Annotated in this window: 22 protein-coding genes; 6 read left to right on the forward strand and 16 right to left on the reverse strand. The window is 41.8% G+C overall.

Going from position 1 to position 20,254, the window contains the following annotated elements:
- Positions 1–43: 43 nt before the first annotated feature.
- From ACEQZT_RS06495 to ACEQZT_RS06515, 5 genes are all read right to left on the reverse strand, one after another.
- Positions 44–589, reverse strand: coding sequence for a hypothetical protein (locus ACEQZT_RS06495; RefSeq protein ID WP_370088425.1), 546 nt, complete (start codon positions 587–589; stop codon positions 44–46).
- Positions 590–725: 136 nt separating this feature from the next.
- Complete coding sequence (locus ACEQZT_RS06500; RefSeq protein WP_370088427.1) at positions 726–1,256, reverse strand: hypothetical protein; 531 nt, start codon at positions 1,254–1,256, stop codon at positions 726–728.
- The gene (gene rnr, locus ACEQZT_RS06505; protein WP_370088429.1) at positions 1,253–3,427 is read right to left on the reverse strand and encodes a ribonuclease R; all 2,175 of its coding nucleotides are present in this window, start codon (positions 3,425–3,427) and stop codon (positions 1,253–1,255) included. The genes ACEQZT_RS06500 and rnr overlap by 4 nt, the downstream gene beginning before the upstream one ends.
- Before the next feature lie 22 nt (positions 3,428–3,449).
- The gene (locus ACEQZT_RS06510; RefSeq protein WP_370088431.1) at positions 3,450–4,172 is read right to left on the reverse strand and encodes a 3'-5' exonuclease; all 723 of its coding nucleotides are present in this window, start codon (positions 4,170–4,172) and stop codon (positions 3,450–3,452) included.
- 85 nt (positions 4,173–4,257) lie between these two features.
- Positions 4,258–4,647, reverse strand: coding sequence for a hypothetical protein (locus ACEQZT_RS06515; RefSeq protein WP_370088433.1), 390 nt, complete (start codon positions 4,645–4,647; stop codon positions 4,258–4,260).
- Between the two features lie 62 nt (positions 4,648–4,709).
- Here ACEQZT_RS06515 and ACEQZT_RS06520 point away from each other — a divergent pair, with 62 nt between their 5' ends.
- Positions 4,710–5,411, forward strand: a complete 702-nt coding sequence (locus ACEQZT_RS06520) for a hypothetical protein (RefSeq protein ID WP_370088435.1) — start codon at positions 4,710–4,712, stop codon at positions 5,409–5,411.
- A gap of 1 nt (position 5,412) precedes the next feature.
- Here the strand turns inward: ACEQZT_RS06520 and lipB are convergent, their stop codons facing one another.
- Both lipB and ACEQZT_RS06530 read right to left on the reverse strand, forming a co-directional pair.
- Positions 5,413–6,117, reverse strand: coding sequence for a lipoyl(octanoyl) transferase LipB (gene lipB / locus ACEQZT_RS06525; protein ID WP_370088437.1), 705 nt, complete (start codon positions 6,115–6,117; stop codon positions 5,413–5,415).
- 3 nt (positions 6,118–6,120) lie between these two features.
- Positions 6,121–7,092, reverse strand: a complete 972-nt coding sequence (locus tag ACEQZT_RS06530) for a type I phosphomannose isomerase catalytic subunit (protein ID WP_370088439.1) — start codon at positions 7,090–7,092, stop codon at positions 6,121–6,123.
- Positions 7,093–7,137: 45 nt separating this feature from the next.
- Here ACEQZT_RS06530 and ACEQZT_RS06535 point away from each other — a divergent pair, with 45 nt between their 5' ends.
- From ACEQZT_RS06535 to purH, 3 genes are read left to right on the forward strand one after another with little or no spacing between them, the layout of a single operon-like run.
- Positions 7,138–7,479: a YraN family protein gene (locus ACEQZT_RS06535; protein ID WP_370088441.1), complete on the forward strand. Its 342-nt coding sequence runs from the start codon at positions 7,138–7,140 to the stop codon at positions 7,477–7,479.
- A gap of 12 nt (positions 7,480–7,491) precedes the next feature.
- Positions 7,492–8,070: a phosphoribosylglycinamide formyltransferase gene (locus ACEQZT_RS06540; protein ID WP_370088443.1), complete on the forward strand. Its 579-nt coding sequence runs from the start codon at positions 7,492–7,494 to the stop codon at positions 8,068–8,070.
- 54 nt (positions 8,071–8,124) lie between these two features.
- A complete protein-coding gene (gene purH / locus ACEQZT_RS06545) occupies positions 8,125–9,648 on the forward strand; it encodes a bifunctional phosphoribosylaminoimidazolecarboxamide formyltransferase/IMP cyclohydrolase (protein ID WP_370088444.1) in 1,524 nt (507 codons plus the stop codon).
- A gap of 108 nt (positions 9,649–9,756) precedes the next feature.
- On the opposite strand, the gene ACEQZT_RS06550 is transcribed toward purH, so the two are convergent.
- From ACEQZT_RS06550 to mutY, 9 genes are all read right to left on the reverse strand, one after another.
- The gene (locus ACEQZT_RS06550; RefSeq protein ID WP_370088446.1) at positions 9,757–10,176 is read right to left on the reverse strand and encodes a hypothetical protein; all 420 of its coding nucleotides are present in this window, start codon (positions 10,174–10,176) and stop codon (positions 9,757–9,759) included.
- Positions 10,173–11,144, reverse strand: coding sequence for a peptidoglycan DD-metalloendopeptidase family protein (locus ACEQZT_RS06555; RefSeq protein WP_370088448.1), 972 nt, complete (start codon positions 11,142–11,144; stop codon positions 10,173–10,175). The genes ACEQZT_RS06550 and ACEQZT_RS06555 overlap by 4 nt, the downstream gene beginning before the upstream one ends.
- A gap of 38 nt (positions 11,145–11,182) precedes the next feature.
- On the reverse strand, positions 11,183–13,276 hold the full coding sequence (gene recG, locus ACEQZT_RS06560) for an ATP-dependent DNA helicase RecG (RefSeq protein WP_370088450.1): 2,094 nt from the start codon (positions 13,274–13,276) through the stop codon (positions 11,183–11,185).
- A gap of 194 nt (positions 13,277–13,470) precedes the next feature.
- Positions 13,471–14,304, reverse strand: coding sequence for a M57 family metalloprotease (locus tag ACEQZT_RS06565; RefSeq protein ID WP_370088452.1), 834 nt, complete (start codon positions 14,302–14,304; stop codon positions 13,471–13,473).
- Between the two features lie 167 nt (positions 14,305–14,471).
- Positions 14,472–15,308 (reverse strand): M57 family metalloprotease, encoded by an 837-nt coding sequence (locus ACEQZT_RS06570; RefSeq protein ID WP_370088454.1) that lies wholly within the window; start codon positions 15,306–15,308, stop codon positions 14,472–14,474.
- 198 nt (positions 15,309–15,506) lie between these two features.
- A complete protein-coding gene (gldD, locus tag ACEQZT_RS06575; protein ID WP_370088456.1) occupies positions 15,507–16,085 on the reverse strand; it encodes a gliding motility lipoprotein GldD in 579 nt (192 codons plus the stop codon).
- A gap of 19 nt (positions 16,086–16,104) precedes the next feature.
- Entirely contained in the window at positions 16,105–17,421 is a 1,317-nt protein-coding gene (gene gldE / locus ACEQZT_RS06580) for a gliding motility-associated protein GldE (protein ID WP_370089537.1), read from the reverse strand.
- Between the two features lie 62 nt (positions 17,422–17,483).
- Positions 17,484–17,924 carry a single-stranded DNA-binding protein gene (locus tag ACEQZT_RS06585; RefSeq protein WP_370088458.1) on the reverse strand — a complete coding sequence of 147 codons (441 nt, stop codon included), beginning with the start codon at positions 17,922–17,924 and terminating at the stop codon, positions 17,484–17,486.
- Positions 17,925–17,931: 7 nt separating this feature from the next.
- Positions 17,932–18,978 carry an A/G-specific adenine glycosylase gene (gene mutY, locus ACEQZT_RS06590; RefSeq protein WP_370089538.1) on the reverse strand — a complete coding sequence of 349 codons (1,047 nt, stop codon included), beginning with the start codon at positions 18,976–18,978 and terminating at the stop codon, positions 17,932–17,934.
- Positions 18,979–19,071: 93 nt separating this feature from the next.
- On the opposite strand from mutY, the gene ACEQZT_RS06595 reads away from it, so the two are divergent.
- Both ACEQZT_RS06595 and ACEQZT_RS06600 read left to right on the forward strand, forming a co-directional pair.
- Positions 19,072–19,362 (forward strand): HU family DNA-binding protein, encoded by a 291-nt coding sequence (locus ACEQZT_RS06595; protein WP_089355061.1) that lies wholly within the window; start codon positions 19,072–19,074, stop codon positions 19,360–19,362.
- Positions 19,359–20,144: a tetratricopeptide repeat protein gene (locus ACEQZT_RS06600; RefSeq protein WP_370088460.1), complete on the forward strand. Its 786-nt coding sequence runs from the start codon at positions 19,359–19,361 to the stop codon at positions 20,142–20,144. Before ACEQZT_RS06595 ends, ACEQZT_RS06600 begins: the two co-directional genes overlap by 4 nt.
- Positions 20,145–20,254: the final 110 nt, after the last annotated feature.

Genomic DNA, 20,254 nt, shown 5'->3' on the forward strand with positions numbered 1-20,254 from the left:
TGAAAATTAGCAAATAAGAAGCAAGCTTACCTTATAAAGCGTATCAGCTTTTTGCTTCTTTCACAGCACTTTCCAGCAGCTCATATAGCTCGTTTATTTCCGGGGTAGGCTCAGACTGATCAGATTTTAAATGAAAGAGAGTTACCTCCTCTTTGGTTATTAGTTGTATGCTTATGGATATCAGGTGTTCTTCCACGGAGTTTCGAGCGGCAGTGGTGTATTCATCAACAAACTTTGAACTAAGTTTTATTTCAGAAATCATTTTAAGGGGTTGATCCTCCTGATAAAATGTTCCAACTTTTGCTGTGAAGGTGTTTTGATTCAAGTCCATGGTAAGGCTTGATCTTTTGGCAAAATAGATTTTACTTATAATGATAGTTCCCAGCACAATTCCGATGAGAGCAATGCCATAAATAGTGCCGGCGGAAAAAACAGGAATGGAGAGAAAAAGGGTAACAAAGAGGAGGACAACAGCCCCCATGTAACTACTCCTGTGTTTGATTATTACTTTGCCATCTTTCGATTTAAAAGAGTAGCCATTTTCTTCTAGAAGGTGAACAGCTCCCTTGCTTAGGTTAGGTGATTTCATGAGTAAATTGGTTTGAAAGCGTCAGAGCTTTACTTCAATCTAATCTAATATTAAGCGAAATTTTTTAGGATTCCACCCTTTTGGAGGTAATTAATCAAGCACTGATTCTATTACAACTTGCCTAAATCGTTATAACTCACCTTCCGGATTTCACTGAATTTTCAATAAACCTTTGCACCTCATTCATCTCCTTTGAAGGGTTTGCGTGATCTGAGATTAGCTTGAAAAGAGGATTTAGCTGCTTATTAGTAAGCTCTAACCCAATTGTGATCTGATGCTCCTGACTTGTGCTCTTAAATGCACTAGAGTATTCATCCACAAACTTGGAGTGGACATAGACACCACTTATTTGATCAAAGTTGAAAATTCTGGTTCTGTTATCCAGCTCCAAGGTTCTGTTGTCCGGATCGATCAGGAGCTTCAAGCTACCGGGTATTCTATTTACAAGTGGGCGAAACACAAAAAAACCAATGGCTAAAGCTATAAATCCTGCCCACCATTGGAGCGCAAAAACAAGAGTGATAAAAATCAAACAAAGAATGATAATAATCGTGAGCCCAACTCGATCCATTCCAGTTTTCCTGAAGATGGATTGCTTGCTTGTTTGCTTGAAAGAGTACCCATTGTACTCCAGCATATCCAGTGCTTTTTTGCTAAGTGAATTCATTTTTCTGTCACCAACTCCAAATCAATCGTCCTTCGATCAATGTCTGTTTTGGCTACCAGGACATTTAGTTTGTCACCTAATGTAATGATTCGTTTGTTATTTCTTCCAATTACCCGCATTTGCTTTTCGTCAAACTCGTAAAAGTCATCGTCCAGATCGGTCATCCGAATCATTCCTTCACATTTTGTTTGAATGATTTCCACAAAGATTCCCCACTCGGTTACCCCGGAAACAATTCCTTCAAACTCCTGACCAAGCATAGTTTCCATGAATTCCACTTGCTTGTATTTAATAGAAGCGCGCTCAGCATCAGCTGCTCGCTTTTCTCTCTCTGAAGAATGCATACAAAGCGGCTCATACTCTTCATTGCCCACATTCTTCCCTCCTTGCAGATAGTGTTCGAGGAGGCGATGGACCATTACATCGGGGTATCGTCTAATTGGTGATGTAAAGTGAGTATAATGTTCGAAGGCCAAACCAAAATGGCCTCTTGGGTCTGTAGTGTATTTGGCTTTTGCCATGGATCGGATGGCAAGAGACTCCAGCACATTTTGCTCAGGCTTCCCTTCAATGTTTTCCATGAGCTTGTTCAACCCATGGGAGATGCTACCACCCGTATCTACCTTGTGGCCAAACCGCGCTGCAAACGAAGCAAATGTGCTCAGCTTCTCAGGATCCGGATCATCGTGTACACGGTAAACGAAGGTTTTGCTACCTTCCTCTTTGCCTTTCTCTTTCCACTTGTAAATATGAGTGGCCACTTCTTTGTTAGCCAATAGCATAAACTCCTCAATCATCTTATGGGCATCTTTCCGCTCTTTCGGAATTACTTCCAATGGCTTTCCCTTTTCATCCAGTCGAAATTTCACTTCAACTGTTTCAAAGTTCACAGCTCCCTGCTGAAAGCGCTTTTTCCTCAACTGTTTGGCGATATTGTTGAGCGTGACTATTTCTTTAGTGAAATCACTGTCCAGTCCTTCAATTCGTTCTTGTGCTTCTTCGTAGGTAAACCTCCTATTAGAATTAATGATCGTACGTCCGAACCACTTTTTGGAAACCACTCCTTTTGAATCAATATCAAAAACAGCTGAAAAGGTCAGCTTCTCTTCATTGGGACGAAGCGAACAAAGTCCGTTTGACAGCCTTTCCGGCAGCATCGGGATGGTTCGATCGACCAGATAAACGGAAGTGGCCCGATCAACAGCTTCTTTATCCAGTTCACTACCTTCTTCTACGTAATGAGACACATCGGCAATGTGAATGCCGATCTCGTATTTTCCATCACCAATTTCCTTGATGGATAATGCATCATCAAAATCTTTTGCATCGTGTGGGTCCACTGTAAAAGTGGTAATGTCACGAAAATCACGGCGTTTTTTGATTTCCTCTTCGGTGATCAAATCAGAAATTTGGTCTGCTGCTTTTTCTATTTTCTTAGTGAACCTGAAGGGCAAACCAAACTCGGCCATGATCGAATGAATTTCTGCTTCATTTTCTCCAGCCTGACCCAGCACTTCTGTGACAGTTCCGAGCGGACTCCTGTTTTTCGCATCATGCCATTTGTCAATCTTCACCAATACCTTATCGTTTGGTTTTGCTTTCCCGATTTTTTCAGGATAGACCATGATGTCGAAGTGGATGTGCCTACTATCCGGGACTACAAAAGAGAACTTTTGGGACACCTCAATTCTCCCGACAAATTCATCTCGTTCTCTGTTGAGGATGTTGACCACTTTGCCTTCTGGGCGAAATCCTTTGTTTGCGGGTTTTGTGAGAATGACATTAACCAGATCCCCGTGAATGGCAAAATTCAGATCCTGGGTTTTTACCCAAATATCATCATCGCCTTCAGGGGTCAAAATATATGCGAAGTTGGGATTGACATGGTCTACTTTTCCCTGAATATATTCGGTCTCAGCGTTGGTGACGTATCTTCCGTCACTTAGCCGCCTGATTTTGTCTTTACTCTCCAGACTGAAGAGCTGGGTTTTTAGATAGTCTTTTGATTTTTTATCTTTAAGCTGAAGCTTTCGGATTAGCTCACGGTACCCGTAGGATTTTCCATCATTGAGAGCGAAAACTTCGTGAAGCTTATTCTTAATTGTTTTTACGTGATTGGGTTCTTGATTTTTTGATCTCGTTCCTAATTTCTTTTTTCGTTTTTTACTCATTGTTTGTTTTTCGACCGTGCGGTCATTTTACGATGTTTATCTGATCAGGATCGATCAGAGGTAAGTTGTTGAGGCGGAGGTAGAGCTGGGCAGTGGCTACCACATCTTTTTGGCAATATTCCTCAATTTTCTTTAACCCATCTTTTTCTTCATAATATGTTTTTGTCACCATTGATCCGTCTAATTCTTTTTTGCTCGACGGAATGTTAAAAATGGTGGTTAGCAAATCCAGCGAAGTGAAACTTTTCCAATCGCCAAATTTCCATAGTTCCATGGTATCTATGTGATTAACTTCCCATGGTTTCTTCCCTGTCATGTTTAATGACCAGGGGATTTTAATATCGTTGATCAGCATCCGACGGCACAGGTATGGAAAATCAAATTCTTTTCCATTGTGGGCGCATAGCTTGAGATTATCCTGATCAAATTTTGATTCTATAAAGTTTTTAAATTCTGTTAATAATTTCTTTTCATCATGGGATGCGATGGATTTGACCCGTAACGCCGGCTTCCCCTTTTGCTCATGGTAAAAACCCATCCCAATCACAATGATTTTTCCAAACTCTGCATAAATAGCAGCCCTATCGCCGTAAAGCTCATCTGGTGTTTTCTCGTCAGGGTTTCGAATAAAGCCAGCTTTTCGTTCCCAGTGCTTCTGTAGAGCAGGAGGCAGTTGTTCTACATTTTCATTTCCTGAGACGGTTTCAATATCAATGATAAGGAAGTCTTGAAAGTGATTACGCAAACTTGGTTTGTTTTAATACTTCGTTTGCCCTGTCTAACCTGATCTATGTTATGAGAATATCGTCTCTCAGTGTTTGATAGAGCAATTAATCATGCAAGATACCGCTCATTCCTAACTCTTCAATGAAGATGAGGTTTTCTTCAACGATGGAGTCGGGCACAAAGATAAACTTTTTGTCGTAGACCTGCCCGTCAATGAAATAACTGACCCAATATTCATTGTTAAGGTGAAAAACGGATTCATCAATGGGCTCGATTAGGGCATACATCCCAGGCTCAATGTACGGGATCATATGTCTAAGGATAGAGGTCTTTTGTTTTTCAGTTTTAGTTTCTCCGTATCCCCGAGATGTCACCATTACATTTTCCAGTTTGGATTTGTTTCGGTTGATGATGAAAACCCTCCACCCTTCGTCACTTTTTCCAATGACTACATGCACATCTTTTACCGGAGAAAAATCAATGTCTTTTTTCACAAACTTGGTTTGATTTTAGTTTCAATTATTTGCAAGACGCTCACAATACCTATTTTAGGCAAATGAACCAAAATAACCCTCAAAAGGAAAGAATTTTTCCATTTGTATGGCCATGGAAAGGGGCCAGTAATGAGCAGATTTCTTTCGGTCAGTTGATCCGATTAAAATCATTTTCAATTTTATACTTGGTCATCATCTGGACCATTATAGGTGTTCTTGGCTTTGCCTCTACCAGAAACTGTGAGGGAACGTGGCAGTTAGCACTGCAGTGCGAGTATGCATTTTGGGTAAAAAACCTGACTGAAGCTCCCTGGGTTTTTATAAGGAACATGTTCACGACCCTGTTTCTTCACAATGGCCTGGATCATATCTTGTTTGTATCCGTTTTGGGGGTTCTGGTTTTTGTTCAATCACACGAGGTGATTTTTGGTTCTAAAGTGACGGGACTAATTTTTCTATCAGCCTACTTGACAGTGGCTCCATTTTTTGGTGTGTTTTATAACGTTGGACTTCACTTCTTTCCAGACAGTGAGTTTATGCTGTTTGCTTTTGAACGAAACTGGATGGGTGGCTCGATTGGGATGTTTCAAGTGTATGGTGCTCTTGCAACCAGGAGTCGAAAACCATGGATTATGCTGAGTATGCCGGTGCTCTTCGAAATTTTTAATCTTACGGTTTTAGGAATAGACCTGCACATCTCTTTAATGCATGTGATGGCGACCGGGCTTGGTTTCTTGATTTCTTATTGGTTTGTAAAGAGGTGAGTTAGTACAACTCCATCTCAAACACATAGGAGAGGTGGTGTTTTAGTTTTTCCTCTACTTCCTTGATGTCAATTTCCTTGCCCAATTCTTTTTGCAGGGAAGTCACTGCTTTATCCTGGATGCCACACGGCACAATGTAGTTGAAGTATTCAAGATTGGTATTGACGTTGAATGCAAAGCCATGCATGGTTACCCACCTGCTGCTTTTTACCCCAAGTGCACAGATTTTTCTTGCTTTGCCTGGCTCACCGCCATCCAGCCACACGCCTGTTAGTCCGTCTACTCTTCCACCCTCGATACCATATTCCTTTAGAGTTAGGATCACAGCTTCTTCAAGGAAGCGGAGGTACTTATGGATATCGGTAAAAAAATGATCCAAATCCAAAATTGGGTATCCCACGATTTGGCCAGGGCCATGGTAAGTAATATCGCCTCCGCGGTTGATTTTGTAGAAGGTTGCTTTTTTTTCTTTCAAAAAAGCCTCGTTAGCGAGGAGGTGATTTTCATCACCACTTTTACCCAGCGTGTAGACATGGGGGTGCTCGCAGAAGATCAGGTAATTTTTAGTTTGAATTTGTTCTTTTTCCGGCAGTTTTCTGTTGCTAATTTTCTGATCGACGGTTTCCTTAAATAGTTGCTCCTGGTAGTCCCAGGCTTCCTGGTAATCCTTAAGTCCGAGGTGTATGAATTGAGTTTTTTTGTTCACGAGTTAGAGCTCAATATAAGTTTCTAACAATTCAAGTTCTCCATTCGGTTCAATGAAGTAGGATTTCATACAGGCAGGGACGAGTATGACTTCACCAAGGTGAATCTCCTCTCCTCCGATTTTTCCACTTCCACCAACACCTATGTAAATTTTGAAACAGTCAAGTTCATTTCTAAGTATTTGCTTTTTCTCATTCAGAATTAGCTTGTTTGTTGTGAAGTACTGAGTGGAGACAATGCTGTTGGTCTGATTGGGTACTTGGTCATATGCACTCTTTACGTATTTCGGCTTTGAAAAGTCGATGGCATCCAAAGCGAGCTCTGTGTGAAGCTCTCTTTTATTTCCATGCTTATCTACCCGGTCAAAATCATAAATGCGGTATGTAAAATCAGAAGTTTGTTGAATTTCTGCAAGTAACAAACCTTTTCCGATTGTGTGAACTCTACCAGCAGGCAGGTAGAATACATCTCCAACTTTCACATCTTCCCTGTTTAGTAGCTCCTCCAACTTCCCAGATTTAAGGTTTTCAAGATATTCTTCTTTGTTTGAGTCTTTAGCAAAGCCATTTATTAATGACGACCCTTTATCAGCCTGTAGGATGTACCACATTTCAGATTTACCTACTCCTTTGTGTCTTTTTTTTGCTAGCTCATCATCTGGGTGCACCTGAATGGAAAGATCTTTTGCCGCATCTATGAATTTGATAAGCAAAGGGAACTCTTCACCAAACTTGTCATAAATCACATTTCCAACGAGATTACCCTTAAACTCCGAGACCAGATCTGAAAGCTTTTGCCCAGTTAAATTCCCAGCAGACACTTCAGAGACATTCCCAGAAACCCCGGAAAGCTCCCAGGTCTCCCCACAGTTGTCCAGATCACCAAAATCTTTTCCGAGAATGGTTTTGATTTTCTGACCTCCCCAAAGCTTTTCTTTGAAAATGGGACGGAACTTAAGTGGGTATAATTCTGACATTAACTTTAAGTCGGGTTTCGACACGCTAAACTCCAAAAAGCAAACATGGATCGCAAAACTAAAGGTATTGTAGGTGAAGCAATAGCAAAACGGTGCTATGAAAAACAAGGTTGTGAAATTTTGGAAGAAAACTACCGCTATAAGCGAGGGGAGATTGACCTGATCGCCTTGCAAAATGAAAGCCTGCTAATATTCATTGAGGTTAAGAACAGGAGTCGGAAGGATTTTGGTGAGGCAGAAACGTTTGTTTCAGAATCGCAACAAGAGCGGATCAAAGAAGCAGCTGAAGAGTACATCTATGGAATCAACTGGCAGAAAGACATTCGGTTTGATATTGTGTGCGTGGATGGCCAGGGAAACATTGAAGTGTTTGAGGATGCGTTCTGAATTAGTTTTGCGATGATGGATAAACAAGTAAACCTGGCTATTCTGGCATCCGGTAGCGGAAGTAATGCAGAAAATATTACCAAGTATTTTGACACCCACCCTAATATTCAGGTAAAGGAGATTCTCTCAAACAAACCTGATGCTTTTGTCCATGAAAGAGCCAGAAAACTAGATATTCCCTCATCAACTTTCACACGCGATCAGTTTCGTGATTCCTCGTTTATCAAAAGACTGGAAGATATCGATTACATCATCCTGGCCGGATTTTTATGGCTGATTCCTCAGTTTCTTGTAAAGTCTTTCCCCAACCGAATCATCAATATTCATCCTTCACTGCTGCCAAAGTTTGGAGGCAAAGGCATGTATGGAGATCATGTGCATAAAGCTGTGATCGAGGCAGGCGAAAAGGAATCTGGCATTACGATTCATTTGGTAAATGAAGAATACGACAAAGGAAAAATCCTTTTTCAGGCTAAATGCGAGGTGGAGCCTAGTGACACTCCAGACTCGCTAGCAAGTAAAATCCACAGTTTAGAGTACACACATTTTCCTAAAACAATTGAAAGCTATATCGTTGCACAAAACAGCTAAAACCATTCTCGATGGTTAACTTTGCATACCTTGAAATAAACCAACCCACAAAACATGTCTACCAAAAAAATTCAGTCTGCGCTAATCTCTGTTTTTCACAAGGACGGCCTGGAGCCAATCGTTCGTAAACTGGACGAGCAAGGAGTAAAAATTTACAGCACCGGAGGTACAGAGAAATTCATCAAAGAGCTAGGGATAGATGTAATACCTGTGGAAAGCCTAACGGATTATCCTTCCATTTTTGGTGGACGAGTGAAAACACTGCACCCAAAAATTTTCGGAGGAATTCTTCACCGAAGAGACAATGAGTCTGACCTGGTTGAGGCGGGGAAGTTTGAGATTCCACCCATTGATTTGGTGATTGTGGACTTATATCCGTTTGAGGAGACGGTCGCCAGCGGAGCTTCCGAGGAGGACATCATTGAAAAAATAGATATCGGAGGGATAGCGCTGATCCGCGCAGGAGCCAAAAACTACAAAGATGTGGTAATGGTGAGCTCGAGGCAGTATTATCAGGACTTACAAAACATCCTTGAAAATCAAAACGGCGAAACAACAGAGGAGGAACGAAAGTTATTTGCTGCGAAGGCATTTGCGACTTCCAGCCATTATGATTCGGCCATTTTCAATTGGATGAATGGAAATGACCAACTTCCGGAATTTAGAATTTCATCGGGACCTGGCAGGGTATTGAGATACGGCGAAAACCCACATCAGAAGGGTACCTTTTACGGTGACCTTTCAGAATATTTTGATCAGCTGCACGGTAAGGAAATTTCATACAACAACCTGGTGGACATAGAGGCGGCTGTACAGTTGATGGCCGAGTTTGATGAAACGGCTTTTGGAATTTTGAAGCACAACAACGCATGCGGCATTGCCACCGGATCAACAACCAAAGAGGCCTACCAGCGAGCGTTTGCGGCGGACACGATCTCAGCCTTTGGCGGTGTGCTGGTTTCCAACAAGGAAATTGATAAGGAGGCTGCCGAAGAAATGAACAGCCTTTTCTTCGAAATTTTAATTGCTCCGTCATTTAGCGTGGAGGCGCTTGAGGTTTTGAAAACGAAGAAAAACAGAATCCTGCTTGTTCAGAAAAAGCCATGGCATCAGCAAACCCAATACAAAAGCCTGCTGAACGGCACCATCGTTCAGGACTATGACCTAAAGTCTGAGACCAAAGACGACCTGGAAGTGAAAACCAAAAAACAGCCAACGGCTGATGAAGTGGAGGATTTATTGTTTGCTGCTAAGGTTTGTAAGCAATCAAAATCAAATACAATTGTGCTGGCTAAAGGCGGGCAACTACTCGCCAGCGGAGTAGGGCAAACCTCACGGGTGGATGCACTCAATCAGGCAATTGAAAAAGCAGGCAAGTTTGGTTTCGACCTGAATGGTGCGGTGATGGCATCAGATGCGTTCTTCCCGTTCCCTGATTGTGTGGAGATCGCGCACAAAGCAGGCATTACTGCAGTTATTCAACCGGGAGGCTCTATCAAAGATCAGGACTCCATAGACTACTGCGATGCAAATGGCTTAGCTATGGTGATGACAGGAGTAAGGCATTTTAAGCACTGACATGATACTGCGTCATTCCTAAGACTGACGAAGGAAGGATTCAGGAATCTCATTTATCATTGAGATTCCGGCATTTTTCGTTCCTCAAAAACCGGAATGACGGAAAACTCAAGATGTCAACTTCATCAACAACTCCACCAACTCATCCTTCTTCATTCCTTCAAAATATTTTTTACGCTCGGAATCGCTCATGTTTTGCAGTTTTTTTGCAAAATCCTGACCAAGCATATCCATAGCATGGTTTTCCGGGGCGCCAAAAATCTCAATCTCATCAATGGCCGTATTGAGGATTTCTTTGCCTTTGAGTTTAGCGGTCTCCACAGGCTTATAGTTAGCGTTGGAGTCACGTAGTGCCCAGCTACTGTAATCAATCTTTAGCTGATCAATCTGTTTTGCCCGGATATCGCCCTCACCAAAAATCCGGTGAAGAACGGTGATGGCACTGGTTTTCCAGGCTTCCAGGTCAAACTGTCCATCGTCCAGCTTGCTGATCTGTTTTTTGAGGAGTTTGATGTATTCCGATTTCACTGCTCTATGTTTTTTATTTTTTCACCTTTTACCGGGGAGTAATCTTCTTTCACTTCGCCATCTACTTCAATTTTTTCAAAGTAAGTTTTACCCCCAGTTGCCCTATTAAAGTCTTCAATGTTTTGTAGGTGAAAATGTAAATGTGGTTCGGATGAATTGCCCGAGTTTCCACAGAGCCCTAGCAAGTCGCCCTGCTTCACCTTGTCTCCCTGCTTCAGGACGATGGAGTTTTGTTTGAAATGTGCGAAAAAGAAAAACTCATCTTTTTCCGTTTTGATAATGACCGTATTTCCTGGAACATAAGTCGGGTTTAGTTCGCCCGGTTTGTTGTCCTTTACCCCATCCACCACCAAAACAATCTCACCATCACATGGTGCTATCAGCTCTTTGCCAAAGGCGTAATAGTCTTCATTAGTCTTGCCATCACCTTTAAAAGATTTCCCATTCTTATCCGTAATGATAAGATCAAAGGCTCCTTTCTGGTTGGGATAGTCAACATGATAATTTTGCTCCTTGGTTTCTCCTCCCCAAAACACCGTCCACTCATCTTTAAATGGTAGGATTAGCGAAGTGGAGTTTCGTTCAATTACCGGAAATGACTCATCCACATATGGCTTGAAAAGCAACCCGTTGATTTCACCTTGTGTGTTCAAAGAAAGGTTGAGCGCCAGCACGCCTCTTTCAAAATTGGTTTTGTAAACAGCGTATGTTCTGTTCATGTAGTTTTTGAAAGTCCGTTCCTTTATTTGACCTACCTGCATGCTTAGTGTCGTGAAAAAAGCGGTGGACTTATCTTCAGGTAGAGCGGCTTTCATTTCCGGAGAATAAAGCTCAAAGATCATTTTGTAATCTCCAGAGTTGTAATATGCTTCGAGCTTTCCGGAAACCTCCTTGTAAGTTTCCTGCTCATTCTGCGCCTGAATAGCAGAAAATGTAATTATTAGCGTGATATAGGTGATTAGTCTCATGTTTTTAAATTGGGTAATTTGTTTTCATTTAATCCCAGTTAGGAGATTCTCCCCCAATTAACGGCATTTTTACTGAATGAATCAATATGTGATTTGATCATTCTGTGTTCGGGCTTCTCTAGTTTGGGGTCATCTTTCAATAAATCCTGTGCGGCAATTCTAGCCGTTTTCAATATTTCTCCATCTTTCACCAAATCCGAAACCAGGAGGTCCAACGCTCCACTCTGCCTAGTCCCCATCAAGTCACCAGGCCCACGCAGGGCAAGATCCACCTCGGCAATTTTAAACCCATCGGTTGTGTCCACCATAGTTTTGGTACGAGTGCGTGCTTCGGTGCTAAGCTTCACCCCCGTCATAAGTATGCAGTAAGATTGATCAGCCCCACGACCCACTCTTCCTCTTAGCTGGTGGAGTTGGGACAAACCAAACCGCTCAGCGTTTTCAATGACCATGATGGAAGCATTCGGCACATTTACCCCCACCTCAATTACGGTGGTGGCCACCATGATTTGGGTTTCACCTTTTACAAACCGCTGCATCTCCCACTCTTTGTCCTCGGCCTTCATGCGACCGTGCACAATCGAAATCTGATAATTGGGAAATCGCCGTTTAATGCTTTCATACCCATCCATCAGATCTTTGTAATCCAATGTGGCAGACTCTTCGATGAGCGGATATACGATGTATGCCTGCCGTCCTTTTTCGATTTCTTTTTCCACAAACCCAAACATTTCCAGCCGCTTGGTGTCCCGAAAGTGCCGGGTGATGATGGGCTTTCTCCCAGCGGGCAGTTCATCGATGACTGAAATATCCAGATCACCATAAAGGGTCATGGCAAGGGTACGTGGAATCGGGGTGGCAGTCATCACCAGTACATGCGGATAGACCTCCTTTGTTTTGGTCCAGAGTTTGGCTCTCTGCGCCACCCCAAAACGATGCTGCTCATCAATAACTGCAAGCCCGAGGGTTTTAAATTTCACTTTATCCTCCAGCAGCGCATGCGTGCCAACCAAAATGGTGATCACCCCCGACATCAATCCTTCATGAATCAGCTTTCGCTCAGACTTTGGTGTAGATCCGGTAAGACGGGCAATGTGGATGCCCAATGGTTTAGCTTGCTCTTGTAATCCTTTGAAATGCTGCTCTGCTAATATTTCGGTTGGGGCCATAAAGGCACATTGAAATCCCGAACCAATGGCGATGAGCATGGAGAGAAAGGCAACCATGGTTTTCCCACTCCCTACATCCCCTTGCACAAGTCGATTCATTTGCTGGCCGGATCTGAAGTCAGCATAAATCTCTTTGACCACTCGCTTTTGTGCACCTGTCAGCTCAAAGGGCATATGATTTTCGTAGAACTTGTTGAGGAGGTCACTTTTGTTGATAATCGCACCGCGGTACTTTTCCGTTCGGGCAATTTTTAGTTTGATCAACCGAAGTTGCACAAAGAATAACTCCTCAAACTTCATCCGATTTTGTGCTTGCTGAAGCAGTGTAGCATTTCTTGGAAAGTGCATCGAAACAACAGCCGTTTTTTTATCGATCAGCTGAAATTGATTGAGGAGGTTTTGAGGAAGTGTTTCAGGAATATGATTTACAGCCTCCACCAACAACACTTTCATGACTTTCGAAAAGAACTTGCTGTCCAGCCCTTTCTTTTTCATTTTTTCGGTGGTGTTGTACACAGGTTGGAGGTAGCCTCCTTTTGTGTTTTTTTCTGTCTGGATTTCGATCTCAGGGTGGGCAATGTTGAACTTACCATTGAAAAGAGTTGCCTTGCCGAAAGCGACATACTTCACCCCGATGGTTAGACTTTTTTGAATCCACTGCACACCTTTAAACCAGACCATTTCGATGGTTCCCGTTTCATCAGCGAACACCCCGACCAATCGCGCCTTTCGACCAATTCCTATGGTTTTAAATGACTTGAACTCTCCAATTAGCTGAACATAGGGGAGGTCGGGTTGTAGCTCTTTGATTCTGTAAAACTTACTCCGATCTTCATGTCGGAATGGATAATGCTGGAGTAGATCTCCGAAGGTGAAAATCTGCAATTCTTTGTTGAGCGTTTCGGCTCGCTGTGGGCCGACTCCTTTCAGATACTCAATGGATCGATCAAAGAATGGGTGCATCTGGCTAAGATAGTTTTAACCAAAATAATAAAGGGAGCTGAGCAGCTCCCTTTGGTTCACCTTACATCTTCTCATAATAAAAGGTGATTGTTAATCACCTTGCAATATAATATTTTGTTTTAAAATAAAAACACAAAAAAAGGGAGCATGTTTTGCTCCCTTTCTCAACACCCGATTAGGTTAATGTTTATTTTTTAGTATAGGTAATCTAGTGCAGTTTTATCGTCATTGTTGAATGGACGATCTCCACCATCAGTACAAGCCAGCATCCAAGATTTTTGAGAAGCATTAGCTCCGGTTGGAGTACCAGGGATGTGGTTTGCACCTACTCCACCGTCTCCTTCATTTGCAGTACCACCTCCGCAAGAGATGCTTCTGTCGAAGAAGTCTGTGTGGCGGAAACCTATACAGTGCCCCATCTCATGTGCAATGATAGTTGCAATTCCCTCAGTGCTCAATCCATAAGATGACTCAAGAATACCACTCATAAGAATTTGACCATAAGGATCACCACTATTGGTTGGGAATCCAGCTGATCCAAGCACCCCTCTTCTTTCATCTCTTTTGCTGAGTCGTTTCATTACAATATCAGCAGCCCCCGAAGAGCTAACTCTTTGAAACGAAATTTCAAGATTTTCAGCATTAAACCTAGCAATGGCCAGGTCAAGGCCAGCAATCATACCAGCACTGTATCCCTTTCTGCCAGTAGGAGCATACATAGTGATTGTTCTACTACCACCTGTTGATACAAGGTTGTTAGTACTATACTGCTCAGCAGAAGCCAACTTATTTGGTTGACCCATTTCAGCAATGGTTTGGTCGGTTAGATAGATATCACCTTCTACCAGGTAACCATTTTCGAATTTGGTAGGAATAAAATTGTCTACGTCAAATCCTAGTGCAGCGATTTGTGCTACTACATCTTGTGGTACAGATAAGTCATCAACAACAGCTTGATCTTCTGTACATGAAACGAAAGCGAAGCTTGCCAATACGACAAGACTCAAAACATAATTAATTCTCCTCATAATAATTATTTTAAAGTGTTGGGTGTTTTTAGCAATCGCCAATCTATATAAATTATTTTTAACCCATTTAATAATCTGAGAATTATTTAAAAAACGATAGATTATTTGGTAATAAAAAAGGGAGACGAATCTCCCTTTAAAACACCCATTAGGTTAATGTTTCGTTTTTAGTACAAATAATTAAGAGCTGTTTTATCATCATTGTTAAATGGTCTGTCTCCACCATCGGTACAGGCCAGCATCCAGGATTTTGCAGAAGCAGTAGCGCCTGTGGGAGTTCCCGGAATATGGTTTGCACCTACTCCAGCAGTTCCTTCATTCGATGCACTTCCCCCACAAGAGATACTTCTGTTGAAGTAATCGGTATGGCGGAAACCTATGCAGTGCCCCATCTCGTGAGCGATAATTGTAGCAATGCCCGCAGTACTTAAACCGTAAGAAGATTCCAGGATTCCACTCATTTTAATTTGACCATAAGGGTCGCCTGAAGAAGTTGGGAAGCCAGCTGAACCCAGCACCCCTCTTCGCTCATCTCTTTTGCTAAGGCGTGTCATCACAATATCCGCTCCACCAGAAGAGGCTACTCTTTGAAATGAGAGTGAAAGGTTTTCAGCATTGTAACGCGCGATGGCCAGATCAAGCCCAGCAATCATACCCGGGCTATACCCATTATTTCCACCAACTGGTGCATATAGTGTGATCACTCTGTTACCACCTGTTGATACCAGGTTATTAGTGCTATACTGCTCTTTAGAAGCCAGCTTGTTTGGCTGACCCATTTCAGCAATAGTTTGGTCGGTTAGATAGATATCACCTTCTACCAGATAACCATTTTCGAATTTGGTAGGAATAAAATTGTCCACATCAAATCCTAGAGCAGCGATTTGTGCTACTACATCTTGTGGGACAGTAAGATCATCAACCAAAGTTTGATCTTCCGAACATGAAACAAATGTGAAGCTTGCCAACACGACAAGACTTAACACATAATTAATTCTCCTCATAATGTTTAGTTTAATGTTGGGTGTTTTTAAAGATTGGCAATATATATCTAAATAAAATAGAAATAATACCAAATATTAAAATACAATTGATTGTATTGAAAAATATTATTTGGCTGACTAAATTCTATTTTTAGTCAGATAATTGTCTTGATTTTCAGAATAATTCTACTGAAAATGAGAAGGAAACGGATGAAAATATTAATCTGCTAAGTCCCTCCATTGCATGGAGGTAATCAAGTGTAGAATGTCCTGCTTGAGGTATGAGATTACTGGAGCAAGTGAGTCATTTTTTGTGGCAGTCCTGAAGTAAAGAGCTCCTCTTAAAAAGTGATCGGTGCTGTCCTGATCGGTGATGTGAAATTGTGCCTGTGTGGGAACTTCCCCCTCCAGCTCTGTGAACGAAGCGTACAGCCCATTGGGCAATTCGATAATACTTTCTTCTATGGCATAAGCTTTCACGTTGTGTTGAGAGGTAAGCTTATATGAATCGCTAAGGTATTCCCTAATGATTGAGTCTGTAACAGGTTTGTAAGTGATCTGGATGGTTGCTCCCATTTCTCGATAGTAAAGATTGATCCAGTATCGTTCGGTGATCCAGCTGGAGTCTCGCAAAAGATCGGCATGCTTTGAGTATTCAAAAAAATAAGGAAGACTGTCAGGGAGGGGTTGATAGGCAGCCTCCGGAAGATCGATGCGATTATAGCCTTTTGGTTTTGGCAAGTAATCAGAACCACAGGCAAAACAAAAGAAGATAAGAAGGATGGTAAGGTTTTTCATAAACGAGGCAAAACTCTGACTAATCTTCAAACCCTGCAACGTTACTCTTGTCAGAATTGATATAAACCCTTAGTCTTTTGATTCTTTTTTGATCTACAGCCACCACCGTGAACACAAAGTTTAGGAATCGGATTTTTTCTCCGGCACTTGGAAGCTTGGTATTTATTTCCAGAAGCAGTCCGCCCAGAGACTCACTCTCTCCTTTTACGGAATCGAAAATTGAGATATCCGAATTGGTGATTTTGCAAAAATCGTTTAGCGAGGTTTTGCCTTCAAAAATGTAGGTGTTGTTGTCCAGCTTGTTATATGCCACATCGCTTTCATCGTCAAACTCATCATTGATCTCACCCACAATTTCCTCAATCACGTCTTCCATGGTAATGAGCCCGGACGTTCCACCATACTCATCGATCACCACAGCAATGTGTACCTGCTTTTCCTGGAAGTCTTTAAACAAGTCATCTATCTTTTTGCTCTCAGGCACGAAAAAAGCTGGGCGCAAAAGTTGAGACCACTCAAAGTCTTCTTCCTCACCAATATGCGGAAGCAAATCCTTGATATATAGAATACCATCGATCTTGTCTACAGTCTCCGTGAAAATTGGAATACGAGAGTACCCCGTCTTATTGATCTGGTTCATCAACTCGTGAAAATCCGTCTCCTTATCAATGGCAGTTATGTCCATTCTCGACTTCATCACCTGTTTTACAGAGAGTGTTCCAAAATTTACGATTCCTTTGAGTATCCCCTTTTCTTCCTCAGATACCTGTTCCTTTTCCACAGAAATTTCCAGCGCCTGATTTATTTCTTCAACAGAAAGGTTATATCCTTTCTTCTCCATGCGCCTTTCGATCAGCCCAGTGACGGACATTAGAAACCAAGAAACGGGTTTGAAAAATTTGTAAGAAATAAGAAGAAGGCCAGAGGTCAGTTTGGCAAATTCTTTTCCATTGTGATTGGCATATACTTTTGGGATGATCTCTCCGAAAAAAATGATGAGAACAGTAATGGCAGTTGTTAGAATAACAATAGTTATACCCTGTTTACCTTGCTCTCCGACAATTTGCCAAGTGGCAAAAGTGGAAATGGTCACAATGAAAATATTCACAAGATTGTTAAGAATGAGAATAGTGGCCAGTAGCCTTTTGGGATGATAAAGCAGGCGACTTATTCTCTTTTCGTTAACACTCATTGAGCTATTAAATTCTTTGATTTCATTATGTGAAAATGAAAAGAAGGCCACTTCAGACCCTGAAATCAATCCGGATAGGCACAGCAGTACCAATATCACCAATCCATTGATCAGGTAAAATGAGATGGGCATGTCTCCCATCATGCTAAGCAAAACCGTGGGGAATGGGTCGTCCAGTGATGTTTCCAAGTACTATCTTTTAGTTTCTAAAAAGGGAGGTCATCCGAAGCATCGCTACCCGTATCCTGAACAGGTGCGGACTCCTGAGGCTGTTGGTTACTATAGTCTCCTCCTTGATTTTGAGAAGATCCACCTCCACTGCCACCTAGCATGGTCATATTATCGCCTACCACTTCGGTAGTATATCTGGTCACTCCATCTTTTTCCCACGATCGGGTACGGAGCTTCCCTTCTACGTAAATCATATCACCTTTCTTCACGTATTTTTCAGCGACCTCAGCTAAACCTCTCCATAGCACTACGTTGTGCCACTCAGTTTGTTCTCTTCGCTCACCAGTCTGTCGGTCTTTGTACGTCTCAGAAGTAGCCAATGAAAAATTAGCTACGGTTGCACCATTTTCCAGGTGACGAACTTCAGGGTCTTTGCCCAATCGGCCTACTAAGATTACTTTATTTACTCCAGACATAGTGTTTTTATTTGATACCTACTCGTTGTAGGTAATTTACGATCAATTTAGGTTTTGGCAAATTTAGCATTTCCTCAACGGAATATGATTTTAATCCTCCCGGAGTTTTGACATCCCCGCTAATCTTAATAGAATAAAACCGGGCGAGTATTTTTTGATGGCTGAGAATATGCAAAACAGGTTCAGTGATATCTTCAACCTGAAACCCATTCAGATCTAGTTTTTCTTTCATTTGCCTCAGCACACTTTCTTCAGTCAGTTTCCCTTCAATCAAATAAAAATCATAAAGACCGTTCCACACATCCTTTTCTGTTCGTTCTTTCATAAAGTAGCCTTCATCCGTGGAAATGACCATATAATTAAAGTGACGATCTCTAACTTTCGTTTTGCCGGTTTTTACAGGAAGTGTGTGTTGAATCTTTTTTCTGAAAGCATAGCATTCTATATGAAACAGGCATTCTTCGCATTTTGGCTTTGGAGAACACACAGTAGCACCAAATTCCATCATTGCTTGATTGAAGGCCCCTGGATGTTTCTTGGAAATTGCTTTCTCGAGCTTTCTTTCAAAAATCTTTCGGGTTCCACTCTTAGAGATGTCATCTTCAATACCAAAGTACCTGGAGGCAAACCGAAACACATTTCCATCAACAACAGGGGTAGCCTCACCGAAACAAATAGATGCAATTGCCGCCGCAGTATATGGACCTACACCTTTTAGTTTTTTGATTTCGGAATAAGACTGTGGAAAAACTCCACTCAAATCTTTAGAAACATGTTTAGCCGAGGCATGCAGATTCCTTGCTCTACTATAATAGCCCAGCCCCTGCCACAGCCTTAGCACCTTTTCTTCAGGGGCGTTTGCCAAATCATGAATATTTGGGAAGCTCTCCATAAATCGTTCCCAATAGGGCAACCCCTGATCTACTCTGGTCTGTTGCAGGATAATCTCGGACAACCAAACGGGATATGGGTCTTTCGTTTTCCGCCACGGAAGGTCTCGCTTTCTCTCTGTGTACCAATTAATTAGCCTTTTGGTAAATGTTTTCTCTTCGATGGCTTAATAATTTAGAAATCCTTTTTTTATGTGAAGGTGCAAATTTAATTTTGGCCTCCCAATTTTTAACACCCACCTATAAACCAGACAGTTGTGACAAAAGCTGATGTGATAAACGAGATATCTGATAAGACAGGAATTGATAAGGCAGATGTACAGGCCTCTGTTGAAGCATTTTTTACAGTAGTAAAAAACAACATGGCCAATGGAGAGAATGTATACGTGAGAGGTTTTGGAAGCTTTGTTAACAAAAAGCGAGCGAAGAAGATTGCCAGAAATATCTCAAAAAATACCGCCATTGTGATCGACGAGCACTACATACCGTCTTTTAAGCCATCCAAAATTTTTGTAGAGAAAATCAAAAACTCTCCTAAGATCAAGTGACTAGATCACAATTAATCCTTGTACTGGGAGCAGCCGCCTTGGTGGTTGTTTTGTTTCAGCTACCCCGCAGTGTGGTAGAGAATGAACAGCTTCAGGAAGTTGGCGGTCCAGAAAGTCATTCGATGGAAATTCCTCAAGAAGTTGAAACTCAGATCAATGAGTTAAGAAGATTAATCGAAGAGGAAGAAAATATTGATAAAAAAGCTAACTTTGCGCACTCTTTGGCAAGACGCTATCTTGATTATGGGATAGTGGATAGTGCAGCAAGATATGCAGAGGCCATTCAGAGATGGAAAGAAACCCCATCTGAGCTAGCCGCAGACATCTACTTCACTGCTTATGAGAGGTCACCAGGACCTGAGCAAGCAAAAGAATATGCTGTAAAAGCCAGAGGAATTTTGCAGAGCTTGTTGGATAAAGATCCAACAAATTTGGTATTGAAAAACAGACTGGCAATGACGTTGGTTGTTTCAGAAAACCCTATGGCAGGGGTAGCTATGCTGAGAGAAATTTTGGCACAGGATGAAACAAACAGGCAAGCTATTCTAAACCTTGGCCTACTGGCTATTCAAAGTGGACAGTTTGAGAGAGCCAAGGAACGATTTGAAAATTTGATATCGTTGAACCCTGCTGACAATGAAGCAAAACTTTACTTGGCGGTTTCGATGATAGAAATAAATCAACAATCGCAGGCACGCCTGCTTTTGGAGGAAATTTTAGCCTCTCAGGATTCTATTCCAGCTATCAAAATGATGGCGAGTGATTACCTGGAAGGACTTTAAAACATTTTGAAAACATTTTAAAAAACAGAAATTATGCCTTGCGGTAAGAAAAGAAAGAGACATAAGATCTCCACTCACAAGAGAAAAAAGAGACTTAGAAAAAACAGACA

This window comes from Ekhidna sp., assembly GCF_964218185.1.
Taxonomy (GTDB): domain Bacteria; phylum Bacteroidota; class Bacteroidia; order Cytophagales; family Cyclobacteriaceae; genus Ekhidna.